This window comes from Acidiphilium sp. (assembly GCF_049977125.1).
Lineage (GTDB): Bacteria > Pseudomonadota > Alphaproteobacteria > Acetobacterales > Acetobacteraceae > Acidiphilium.
Genome location: NZ_JBMFGY010000027.1, coordinates 1 through 12136, shown reverse-complemented (window position 1 = coordinate 12136; position 12136 = coordinate 1). Strand labels below are relative to the sequence as shown.

Annotated in this window: 9 protein-coding genes; 2 read left to right on the top strand and 7 right to left on the bottom strand. The window is 64.7% G+C overall.

The window, feature by feature from the left end; genetic code table 11:
- Window positions 1-2: 2 nt before the first annotated feature.
- The 5 genes from ACP5E6_RS06590 to ACP5E6_RS06570 all read right to left on the bottom strand — a co-directional run bounded on the left by ACP5E6_RS06590 (window position 3) and on the right by ACP5E6_RS06570 (window position 6380).
- A complete protein-coding gene (locus tag ACP5E6_RS06590) occupies window positions 3-2093 on the bottom strand; it encodes a peptidoglycan D,D-transpeptidase FtsI family protein (RefSeq protein WP_427953045.1) in 2091 nt (696 codons plus the stop codon).
- Entirely contained in the window at window positions 2090-2938 is an 849-nt protein-coding gene (ftsL, locus tag ACP5E6_RS06585; RefSeq protein ID WP_427953043.1) for a cell division protein FtsL, read from the bottom strand. The genes ACP5E6_RS06590 and ftsL overlap by 4 nt, the downstream gene beginning before the upstream one ends.
- Window positions 2935-3873: a 16S rRNA (cytosine(1402)-N(4))-methyltransferase RsmH gene (gene rsmH / locus ACP5E6_RS06580; RefSeq protein ID WP_427953086.1), complete on the bottom strand. Its 939-nt coding sequence runs from the start codon at window positions 3871-3873 to the stop codon at window positions 2935-2937. The genes ftsL and rsmH overlap by 4 nt, the downstream gene beginning before the upstream one ends.
- Window positions 3861-4319 (bottom strand): division/cell wall cluster transcriptional repressor MraZ, encoded by a 459-nt coding sequence (gene mraZ / locus ACP5E6_RS06575; RefSeq protein ID WP_427953041.1) that lies wholly within the window; start codon window positions 4317-4319, stop codon window positions 3861-3863. Before mraZ ends, rsmH begins: the two co-directional genes overlap by 13 nt.
- Window positions 4320-4625: 306 nt before the next feature.
- Window positions 4626-6380: a S49 family peptidase gene (locus tag ACP5E6_RS06570; RefSeq protein WP_427953039.1), complete on the bottom strand. Its 1755-nt coding sequence runs from the start codon at window positions 6378-6380 to the stop codon at window positions 4626-4628.
- Between the two features lie 194 nt (window positions 6381-6574).
- Between ACP5E6_RS06570 and ACP5E6_RS06565 the strand changes: the two genes are divergently transcribed.
- Both ACP5E6_RS06565 and ACP5E6_RS06560 read left to right on the top strand, forming a co-directional pair.
- Window positions 6575-7894 (top strand): DUF1800 domain-containing protein, encoded by a 1320-nt coding sequence (locus ACP5E6_RS06565; RefSeq protein ID WP_427953037.1) that lies wholly within the window; start codon window positions 6575-6577, stop codon window positions 7892-7894.
- Window positions 7895-7903: 9 nt separating this feature from the next.
- The gene (locus ACP5E6_RS06560) at window positions 7904-9094 is read left to right on the top strand and encodes a DUF1501 domain-containing protein (protein ID WP_427953084.1); all 1191 of its coding nucleotides are present in this window, start codon (window positions 7904-7906) and stop codon (window positions 9092-9094) included.
- Between the two features lie 9 nt (window positions 9095-9103).
- Here the strand turns inward: ACP5E6_RS06560 and ACP5E6_RS06555 are convergent, their stop codons facing one another.
- Together ACP5E6_RS06555 and ACP5E6_RS06550 are read right to left on the bottom strand one after the other, a co-directional pair.
- Window positions 9104-10585, bottom strand: coding sequence for an oligosaccharide flippase family protein (locus tag ACP5E6_RS06555; RefSeq protein WP_427953035.1), 1482 nt, complete (start codon window positions 10583-10585; stop codon window positions 9104-9106).
- Between the two features lie 168 nt (window positions 10586-10753).
- The coding region (locus ACP5E6_RS06550) for a DUF2142 domain-containing protein (RefSeq protein WP_427953033.1) at window positions 10754-12136 on the bottom strand (1383 nt) is incomplete at its 5' end.

The following is a 12136-nucleotide window of genomic DNA, read 5'->3' as shown; positions in this document are numbered from 1 at the left end:
ACTCATCCCCCCGCATGGGTGAAGGGGGAGTTGGCGTTCATGGTCTGATGCGAGACCGCACCGCCGATGATCGGGGCTGAGGGGGCGCTGATGGTTTCTGCCGTTGCACCCAGCGGTTGCCACATTTCGGTGCGGGCGAGGGCGGCGTCGTGCGCGGCCTCGTCGGTCACCGCCGGCGGCTTCTGACCGGCCAGCATATAAGCGTATTTGCTTGCGCCCGGCGGAAACAGGCGGCCCGGTCCCAGCGCCGACCGGCCCGGCGGTGGGCCCGGATCGATCGGGATCGAGAGTTGGGCCTCAGCGGCGGCTAATTTGTCACCCGAGAGCGGCATGATACCGAGCATCGGGCCGATTCGGGCAATGATATTGGCGACGGCCGGAGCCGCGACATAGCCACCGGTGGTGAAGCCGTGGCAGAATGGCAGCATCTTTTTGGTCGCGTGCGGTTGCAGCACCAACACATAGACCACGTAGCGCGGATCGGTCATCGGGAACGCCGCCATGAACGAGGCATTGTTCAAATGCTTCATATACCGCCCGTTGGGCCCGACGACCTGGGCGGTTCCGGTCTTGCCGCCGACCAGATAGCCGGGAACCCGCGCATAAACGCCGGTGCCCTGGGGTGCGACCACCACGTTGCGCATCATTTTGCGCATGATCAATGATGTTTGCGCGCGCATGACACGCACCCCCGCCGGCGGCGGACCCTGATCGTCGAGCGAAGGCGGATAATACACGCCGCCGTTGACCACGGGCACGACGGCTGAAATCAGTTGCAGCGGTGACATCGCGATGCCGTTGCCGAAGCTGACGGTCATGGTGGTCAATAGCTTCCAGTCCGATTTCGGGTGGTACATTGCCGGTTGCGCTTCGGGCAGCTGAATCGGCGGCTTGCCGAAGAAGCCGAGTTTCTTCAGCCAGGTTCGCTGAATTTCAGGCCCAAGAATCGTGGCAATGCGCGAGGCGCCGATGTTTGAGGACACTTCAAGAATATGCGGCACCGTCATCCAGATATGGGCGGGCTCGAAATCGGTGACGGTGAATCGACCAACATGCAGCGGATGGGTCGTGTCGAATCTGTCCCAATAGTGGATCATGCCGGAGTTGAGAGCCATCGACAGCGTCATCAGCTTGAACACCGACCCGGGTTCATAATCGCCGGAGACACAGCGGTTGAACCGCTCGTCCGCCGATGCCGTGCCAAGGGAGCCGGCGCTGTAATCGGGCAGGCTGGCCATCGCGAGCACCCGGCCGGTCCGTGCCGAAATCACGATCCCGCAGGCACCAACGCCCGCATAATCGGTCATGGCCTGCTCGGTTTCCTGACGCACGATACCCTCGACACCGATATCGATCGACAGGCGCAAGGGGGTCTCGGGATCGGCGGTGAGTGATTTGTTGAAATATTGTTCGACACCGGCAATGCCGCGCTGGTCGGGCGTGACGCCGCCGAGGATATGGGCCGCCAGATCGCCCTCAGGATAGTGACGATGCTCGATATTCTCGAAATAGACTCCCGGGATGCCGAGTTGATTGACGGCGAGTTCCTGTTCGGCGGTCAGTTCGCGGTCAAGATAGACGAAGTCGCGCTTGCGATCGGCGAGGCGCGATTCCAGCCAGCCGGGATCGAGCGTTGGAATGACGGCGGTGATCTGACGGGCAACTTCGCCGGGATCGCCGATCTGTTTAGGGTTGGCGTAAAGTGCTGCGCCGGGCAGCGAAACCGCCAGGATGACGCCGTTGCGATCCGTGATTTCGGCGCGCGCCGGCGGTGGCAGCAGAATCGTGGTACGCGGCAATTCGGCGGCGATGGCGGCCTCATCCGGATGGGTCGGATTAATCACCGAGACATCGATCAGTCGCCCGGCCAGGATGCTGAAGATCAACAGAAAGCCGAACAGGCCGAACACCATGCGTTTCTGCAGTACCGCGAGTGCGGCGCGGCGGGCCAGATCGGGCGTGGTGATACGGATTTGCTCGACGCGTGGCGTCGCGCCCTGCTCCGGTGCGCCGGGATTACGCGCAGCATTCCAAGCCCCCGAACGCCGCGGCAGATGCCTCGGGGTTTGGTCTGGTGGTGGTGGTTGAGTCACGGCGCCGAACCAGCGACCGGGCGAGGCGGTGGCAGATCGGCCGCATAGCCCCCGAACACCGAAGCCGACGGTGGCGGTGTGACAGGGTGGGAAATCCGGGCGGGCACCGGTGCCGAGATGGGTGCCGACATGGGCGCCGCTTGCGCGTTGATGGTCATGATCTGCGCGCCCATCGGCCGCACGGTTCGCATCGGCGCCAGAACCGACTGGCCAAGCGGTATCGGCCGGCTTCGGACCGGGTGATCTGACTTGGGCAACGCGTGACGCACCACGGTGACCCGGTGGATCAGCCGTGCGGGGTGGGGTTTCGTGACCGCGCGGGCGACAGCCAAATGGGCCGCGGCCAAATCGGGCGCGTGATGAGCGCTCGGGGGCGATAGGGCGCTGGCTACGGGCACGGCGTTCGGCGGCAGCGCGACCGGCGGCGCCCCTTCGCCGGGCGCCGCGATCGACGCGATCGGGCCGGGCGGTGCAACAGGGGTTGCGGTTGTCATCGGCGTGTCCGGCAATTGATCGGGCAAAGGCGGCGGCAACGGCAGATGGGGTATGGTGGCACCGGGCGGCGGCAGACGATCAGCCAGTTCGGACCAGGTGACCAGCTGGTCGGGCAGCATCGGTTTGAGTTCTGGCAGGAACATCGTGGCGAGCCGGGCGAGGCGATTGGGGTCGGTCTCGAGTGCCCATTCGGCGCGCAACACCCGGATGCGCTGTTCCGAGCCGCGGATTTGCGCCGTGACGCCGCCGATCTGGCGATCGAGTTGCTCGGCCTGGTGCTTGACCACGAACATCCACGCCCCGGATGAGAGCGCCATGATGGTGGTGATGAAGGTGACCGGGCGGATCATGCGGCAAGCCGTTCGATCGCACGCAACCGGGCGGATCGGGCGCGCGGATTGGCGGAAATTTCAGCATCGCCCGGCGTAATCACCCGCTTGGTCAGCGCCGCGAACCGCGGCGCCACGCCCGGCGACAGATGTGAGGGATCGTGGCGCGAGGGGGCCGCGCTGCGGCCGGTGGCATTCTGCATGAAATGCTTGACAAGCCGGTCTTCGAGCGAATGAAACGAGACGGCGACGAGACGGCCGCCCGGCGCAAGCAGCGCCGCCGCCTGGGCCAGGCCGCGCTCGATTTCGGCGAGCTCCTGATTGACCTCGATCCGCAGCGCTTGAAAACTGCGCGTAGCGGGGTGGATGCCCGATTTATCCGGGCGCACGACACTGCGGATCACCCCGGCAAGATCCGCAGTGGTTTCAAATTTCGCGGTGGCGCGGCGGGCGACGATGGCGGCGGCGATCCGACGCGAGGCTCGCTCCTCGCCGAATTGATACAGAATGTCAGCGAGTTCAGCTTCGCCGCGCGTATTGACGATATGAGCGGCCGTTTCACCCGATGAGCCCATCCGCATGTCCAGCGGGCCGTCACCCCGGAAGGAGAACCCCCGCGCGGCGTCATCGATCTGATAGGATGAAACTCCAAAATCGAAGACCGCGCCGTCCAGCCGGGAAACCCCGGCCGTTCGAAGCAGATCGAGAAGGTCGCCGAAACGACCCTCGATCAGATGCAGCCGGTCCGGATGCGCCGCCGCAAGCGCAGCACCCCGCGCGATCGCCGCTGGATCGCGGTCGATCGCCCACACCGAGCAAGCCGCGGCCGCAAGGATCGAGGCGCTATAACCGCCGCCGCCAAACGTGCCATCGAGATAGACACCACCATCGCGCGGGGCAAGCATCGCCACCGCCTCGTCGCGCAGGACCGGGATGTGACCGCTCACGGCACGAATCCGACGGGCAAGGTCATGGTGGCGGCACGGGACGGTTCGCGAACCGCCGCACTGCGGCGCTCGGCGGCACAGGGTTCCCAGATCTGAAAAATATCGCCCCGCCCCTTGAACACGACCGAATCAGTCAGCCCGGCATGAGCAATCAGCTTCTCGGGCAACAATACCCTGCCTTCCTTATCCGCATCGAGTTTATAGGCGTCGCCATAGATCAGCTCGGCCAGATCGTCATGCTGGTCGCTGAATATCTGCAGGCCGTCGAGCCGTGCGGCGAGCATGGCGAAACGTGGCTCCGGCCAAGCCTCGATGCAGGCGTATTTGTGCGAGGGACGAAACACCAGCTTGATCGACTCGGCCTCGCCGCGCAGCTCCGCCCGGAAAGGCGCCGGGATTGAAACCCGCCCTTTCGCGTCCAGCCGGTTTTGATGGGTGCCGAGAAATTGGCTCATCCGGCTTTGTCACAGCCCCTTCGTCTCGCCTGTTATGCCTCGCTGCTGACGGCCGGATGCACAGCCAAAGCCATCGCACCCGAGTCGCCATGGGTGGACATGGGATAACATGGGCGAATATGGGCGTCAAAGGGTTTCATGCCTCTGAATCATGATATTCTTCGAATTTTAGGGCAACAAATCGGAATCGTTAACGAACGGTAAATCACCTCCGGCCCGATAATTGGGTGTTTATGCTTTGTTCTAAAGCTGGCGACGGCAGTATCCCGGCGGATTCATTATGCCGGGGTAGAATTTAACGTTTTGTTAGTAAATTTCGATCGGCGGCATCGAGAGACGATGTAAGTTGCCAAGCGCCAGCAAGGCCTTCATTTGCGGCGGCAATTCAGCAATGCCGAGCGGATTGGCGCGCTGGAACATTGTCGCCAGTAGCGCGTGGATGCCTGGGGTTGCATTTCCGTTGGTGATGTCAAGCGGAGCATGCACGGGCAGTTTAAGGGCGGCACGCACGGCGTTGAACGCGGTATGATAGCCACCAAGCTGATCGACCAGGCCGCGCTGCTTGGCCTGCACGCCGGTCCAGACCCGGCCCTGCCCGATCGCGTTGACCTCAGCAGCGCTCATGTGACGACCAGAGGCGACCCAGCCGACAAATTGGGCGTAGTCGAGATTGAGCATCTCTTGCAGGTTCGCAAGTTGCGGTTTGGTCCACGCCGTGGTCGGGCTGTCGAACAACGCATTGGCGCCGCGAGAGGCGCCGGCGACGGAGACACCGATTTTGTCGAGCAGGCCACCGAAACTCAGCTTGCCGCCGAGGACCCCGATCGAACCGGTCAGTGTTGCCGGATCGGCGACCAGCACGGCTCCGTGGCTGGAAACCCAGTAGCCCCCCGAGGCGTCGAGCGCGCCCATCGAGATGATCAGGGGTTTGTGCAGGGTCCGGGCGCGCGCGACCTCGGCGCCGATCAGCGCTGAACCGGTGACGGTGCCGCCCGGCGTATCGAGCCTGAGGATGATCGCCTTGGTCGATTTGTTGTCCAGAGCATCGCCGATCTCATCGGCAAGGTGGCGCGGATCGATATTGCTGGCATCGCCGGTGGCCGCGGGCGCTTCAATGTCTCCATGCGCAATGATCAGCGCGACCTTGGTGGCGCCGCTTGCGGGTCCCGGCGCGTGAGCGACGAAATCGGCGAGACTGGCGGTATGGCCGGGAAAATGATCGATCCGCGCATCGAGCGGCAGAACGGCATCGATCAGGTGATCCGCCTTGGCCTGGTCGGCCGTGAGCGGCGCCTGATCGATCAATTGTTTGACTTGATCGGGGGTTTGATGCAGGCGCGCGGCGATCGGCGCCAAAGCCGCGTCATAGAGCGAGCCGGCCAGGCTATCGAGCATTTCGGTATTCGCCTTCGAGGGCGACGAGCGCGTGTAAAGCTGTGGATAAGTCTTGTACTTGCCGATATGCTCGAATTGCGCGTCGACGCCGACCTTCTGCAACAGCCCGGCCGCGAACGGCGTCTGCAGCGCCAGCCCGGTGACGCCGAAATCGCCGGCTTCGGATAATTCGATCGAGCTCGCCGCGCTGGCAACCACATAAGCCCCCAGGCCGGACGCGCCATCGAGTGACATGGCGCGCGCAATCACCGGCTTGCCGCTCTCGCTGCGGAAGCGCGCGAGCGCGTTATGCAGCTCCTCGGCGGTCGTGAGCGAACAACAGCCGCTGCCGAGCTCGATATCAATGCCGGTGACATGCGCGTCATGCCCGGCACGGTCGATGGCCTCGATCGTCTGAACCAGATTGGGCCGCGCCGCCACCCCGAATCGCAGCAGGGCCGGCGGGGCCGCCGCATCGGGTGGCGCATTCGCCAGATTGAGCAGCAAGGCGAAATGATTGGCCAGCGGCTTGTCGTGCTGCGCTTCAAAATGCCGCACGATCGCAACCGAACCGACAAAAATCAGCAGCAAGATCACGCCCAGCGTGAACACCACGATTTTGACAAACCCCCACAACAGGCGGGCGATACGGCCCAAAAGCGAAGGGTTCTGATCAGTTTCGGTCATGCGACGCTCCGGATTTTCACCCCGATTATGCGGGCAAGATGAGCAGCGAGGCAATACGGGGAGAGGGACGCGCGATAAAGCCTGGGCATCGCCCGGAACGCTCCAAACCCCGCATGCCCCGAACTGACGATCGGTAGCACTTCGCAACACTTCGCGACGAACCGGTCCGCTATGGGTTGCCCATGGACAGCGACATGACACACGCCATGATCAGGTTTGGTTTCGGGGCGGGCGGGGCGCCACCGAGCGACCCCGATGCGCGCGGCTGGCTGCGGGCGCAGCTCCAAGGGCCTGATCCGGCATTGGCCGAGGCTTCGTTTGCCGCACTCCCGACCGGCGCCGACGGGCTGCAGGCACGACGCGATGACGCCATGGCGCGCAAGCGCATTCTGGAGAGCGGGCGGCCATTGAAGGGCAATTTCAAGCCGATCAGCCGGGCGATATTTCTGCGGGAGGCCAAAACCCAGCTCGACTGGGCCGTGACCACCCCTGCGCCGTTTCGTGAGCGGCTGGTTTGGTTCTGGGCCAATCATTTCACCACGTCGATCCGCCAGGGCGGCATCGCGCCGCTGGTCGGCGCGTTCGTGCGTGAAGCGATCCGCCCGCATGTCACCGGTCAATTTTCCGATATGGTGCTCGCCGCGGAACGCCATCCGGCGATGCTGCTGTATTTGTCAAATGCATTCTCGGTGGGACCGAACAGCAGGGCCGGTTTGCGGTTTCATCGAGGGTTGAATGAAAATCTCGGTCGCGAATGCATGGAATTGCACACCGTGAGCCTCCGCGCGCATTATACGCAAGGCGATGTGACCAATATGGCCAAGCTGCTTACCGGCTGGTCGATCAACCCCCAACACCAGCCGACAGGCTTCATGTTCCGTGCGTTCGCGCATGAGCCAGGGTCGCACAGCGTGCTCGGTCGGCAATTTCCCCCCGGCGAGGCCGGTGGCATCGCGGCGCTGCGTTTCCTCGCCACCCATCCCGCCACTTATCGTTCGCTCGCGACCAAACTGGCTTGGCATTTCTGTGGCGACCATCCACCCCAAATCGCGGTCGATCGGCTTGCCACCGTGCTGACGGAGACCAGGGGCAATCTCGGCGCCGCCGCTGATGCCCTGATCGACCTGCCGGCCGCTTGGCAGCCGCTGACCAAGGTCAAGACCCCGTTTGACTTCACGATATCGCTCGCACGGGCCACGGGCATCACTGATCCGCCGGTCGGTTTTTATCTCGGCGCGCTCAGAAAACTGGGCCAACCGCTTTGGGCGGCGCCGTTGCCGGATGGCTGGTCCGACCATGGTTCGGATTGGACGGGTTCGGACGCTGTGATCGCACGGATCGATTTCGGTTTCACTCTCGCCGCCCGCACCCCGCGCGCCGCCCCGATGGAGTTCGCCCGAGCGTCGCTCGGCACGCTGTTGAGACCGGCAACCGCAACCGCAATCGCCACCGCCGGATCGCCGCGCGAGGCTTTGGCCATGCTGTTCGCGGCCCCCGAATTCCAGAGGAGATAGGTCGTGGCAATCACCCTCACCCGTCGTGAAAATCTGCTCGGACTCGCAACCATCGCCGCCGCCGGCCGCATGAAACTCGCCCTCGCCGCCGCGCCCGGGGAGCAGCGCCTCGTCGTCGTGTTGCTGCGCGGCGCCCTCGACGGCATGGCCGCCGTGGTACCCTATGGCGATCCAAACTTGAAAACCATGCGCGCCGCTTTGATACCGCAGCAATCAGCCCTGCTCGATCTTGGCGGGTTTTTTGCGTTCCATCCCGCCCTGGTCAATCTGCACGCACTCTACCGGAAGAACGAAGTTCTGCCGGTCCACGCGATCGCCGGCCCCTATCGTACGCGCAGCCATTTCGAAGCTCAGGATTTTCTGCAAACCGGCGTCGATCAGGTCGGTATCAATTCGGGCTGGCTGAACCGGCTGATTGCCGAACTCCCAGCCGGCGGCATTGCCGGCCAAGGGCTTGCGGTTGGCATGGGCATGCCGCTGGTGTTGCGCGGCACGACACCGATTGCCTCCTACGCGCCTGCTGGCTTCGCGAAGCCATCACCGGCGCTTTATGCCAATATCGCCGCGCTGAACCGCCCCGACCCGGTCTTCGGCCCCGCCATCGTCGAGGGGTTGCGCGCCGCCCGGTTTGATCACGCAACGCTCGGCAACGCCGCCATGGATGCCGGTGCGGATCACGGCATGGCGTCCCGCGCTTATGGCTTCCCAACCCTGGCGCGGGCCGCCGGAGCGCTGCTCGCAGCACAGGGTGGTCCACGCATCGCCGCCTTCCAGCTCGAAGGTTGGGACACTCACGGAAATCAGATGGCTCTGCTGCATGAGCCTCTCGCCGATCTTGATGCCGGTATCGCCGCTTTGCACGCGGCCCTCGGATCAGCCTGGTCGAAGACCATTGTGCTGGTCATCACCGAATTCGGCCGCACCGCGCGGATCAATGGCACCAACGGTACCGATCACGGCACCGCCACCGTCGCCTTTCTCGCGGGCGGACAGGTTGCCGGCGGCAAAATTCGCGCGACCTGGCCCGGACTTGCGCCCGGGCAGTTATTCCAGAACCGCGACCTCGCCCCCACCGCCGATATCCGCAGTCTCGCCAAGGGCGTCATTCAGGGACAGTTCAATCTCACCCCCGAGGCTCTGGCCCGCGTGTTTCCCAACAGCCGCGATGCCGCGCCGATGGCGGGCTTGCTGCGGGTATGACCGGCGCGCTCACACCACTTCCACCTCGACCGGCGCCCGGCTGAACATCCCGAGCATGCGCCGCACCAGCGCCACCACCCGGCGCGGCGCCAGAGCCAGCATCACGGCCAGAAAGACGGTGCTGGAGACGGCACCATCCACGAGCAACTGCCCGATCATGGCGTGAAGCGTCAGACCCGGTCCGGTGTGGATTGCCGCCATCGCCGCCGCGGCCGCCACTCGCGCCGCGATCAACGCGGTGAACGGCGCGATGAACAGCCGGAGCAACGGCCATGCCGAGCGCCCGATGCCAATCGAAAGCGCCGGCAGCAGCAGCGCCGCCGTCAGCACGCCCCGCGCCGCCAATGTCCATGCCAGGGTGACCAGCCCGAACGGTGCCGCGAACCAGGCCGCGAGCGCGATTGTCGCTGCGTTGAGAGCGGCGAACACGGACACCAGCACCGGGCGTCGCAACGCCGTGAGCATCGGGTTGACGAAAGCATAGATCGCCGCCGCTGGCACGATCAGGCTCATCGCGGCGAAGACCGGGGCGGCCTCGACCCAGCGCGGGCCGAACATCAGCACAACGATTGGCCGCGCCATCGCGCCTGCGATCGCGGCGGCGGCAAGCGAACCGATCGCGATGGCGTCCATCAGGTCCCGCGCGACGGCGAAACGCCGCTCCGGGTCATTGCGCACCGTCACGAACACCGGCAGAAAAACCTTGCTCGCCGGAAAAATCGCCAGCTCCTGCAACACTTCAGCCAGCCGCTGCGCGATGCGGAACTCACCCACCGCGGCGACCGGCATCCGAATGCCCACCAGCACGACATAGCCGGTCGCCGCGATGTAATCGACGAAGGACGCGCCCATCATCGGAATATTGAACCGCATGGCACTACCGATGGTGCGCCAGGATGGAAACGCGGGCGGCCGCCAGCGCGCGGCGGTCGAGGCGGCAATGGCATAGAAGCTGATCCCGACCACGCGCTGCGCGATCAGCGCATCGAGCCCGTAGCCGTTGAATACCAGCGACAACGCGACCACGCCGGCAAGGATGGTCGAGCCGAGCGACATCAGGCTGAGGGTGCGAAACCCGAAACGTTGCGCCAGCCGCGCCGAGGGCACGATCAGGAACGCGCCGATGACGATATTGAACGAGAGCGCCCTCGTCACCCATTGCAGCACCGGCGCGTCATAAAGTCGCGCCAGCACGGGTGCCGCGGCAAACAGCGCCGCCGCCATGGCGAGCGCCAGCAGGAACTGCGCCCAGAAAGCCCCGGCCTCGACGCGCCGATCACCCGGTGAGGCAACAACCTGCTCGCCCGCCCCGCCGGTGGTGATCATCCGGCCGATTTCCGACAGGGCCGAGGCAATCGCCACCACGCCGACATCCCGCACCGTGACGTGGCGGATCAATATCGCCAGCACCAGGAAGCCAAGGCTGCGTTCACCGATCGCGGTCGCCAGATTCCACGCCGCGCCATGCGCCGCACCACGCCCCAGACTCATGAACCATTGCTCATGCGTGATTTCTCATGCGTGGTGATTCATCGCGTCAACGGCACCGAAACGACAACCATGGACATAAGGATAGGACGTTATTTCGAATAAGGCGACACCCGATCGCGGCGAAATCGATCGACATGGCGGCTCACCCCAACGCTGCGCACGTGGCCGCTATGACAGGCAGAATCGGTGCGCGATCAGGGCGGGCAGAGACACGGTATCGATGACAGCCATCGCAACGGCGGGCAGCAGGCTCAGATATTCCAGCCGGGGCCCGAAGCGTCCGCCCAGACGCGGCAGGGCCAGCATCAGAAACGGCAGAAACAGCAGATAGTAGCGGCCCTGAGGCCCGGAGATCATCGCGCTGCCGACATTGTCCCAGCTGAGGTAGATCGCGAGTTCGACCGCCAGCACACTGACGACGACCAGGGCGAGAAGCAGCACGGCATCGCGCATCCGCCAGCCCAGCCCGCCGTCGCGCTGCCCGGCCATCACCCCCAGCGCCGCCGCTGCGAGGGCGATCGTCCACCCGGCATAACCCCCTAGGGAAAGGTTGACGTTGAGCCATCCGAGCGACCCGATGGCGGATTTCAGCAGGAACGCACCGTTCGCGACCAGAAACCGGACCGGCAGGCTGATCACGCGCAGCGGATCAGCCAGCAGCACCCGCAGAGCGGCAGCGGGATCGGTGGTGGTGAATATCGCGTCTGCCGGGCCTGGCCACAGCGGCCCTGGATGATAGGGGCCAAGCACATAGGGCATCAGTGACACGCGGGTCATCACCGCAACCCATATCAGCGGCGGGATCGCCCATAGGGCGGTCAGTGCCATGCGGCGGAGCGGTCGCGGTGCCGCCAGGGGGATCAAGGCAGCAAACAGCAACAGGCCGTAAGGCGGTTTCGAACAGATCACCAAAGTGAACACCGGCAGGAACAGCCAGCGCAGCCGCGGATGGCGCGCCGGATCGAGCGTCAGCAAGGCACCGGCCAGTGCCGCCATGGCAATCAGCAGTCCATCCTGATTGAACGACGCGCCGAGACTGACCGCTTCGGGCAGCATCAGCAGGGCAAACAGCAGCCCGCGTCCGAACCGCGCGAGACCGATGGCCACGGCGCCGACCAGCCCATACGCGGCCAGCATGAACAGCCGGCCGGTGAACAGCGCCGCCAGCGGACGTTGCCCGGCTGCCCGCCCAACCGCGATGCCCAATGTGCCAGGCAGATACAGGGCCGGAAAATACTGGATCGTATTGTAATCGATATCGATGATCCGCGCCTTGCTCCAGGGCACCATCGCTGTGGTTGCGGCGCTGGCCGGCGCTGCGCACGAGGCGCCCATTTCGCCGATCGAGGCATTGAGCAGGCCATAATTGATCCGTGTGACCGGGATCAGCATCGCGGCCTTGCCCGGTGGCTGATACATGACCCGCCGCCCAAGCCATTCGCCGTGCAGCAACGCCCCGGCCCGCGCAATATGGGCCGGCTCGTCAACCACCTGACCGATCGGCGTCAGCAGCGCGAGGCGGATACCCGTAAAAACTGCGAGCAGCAGAAA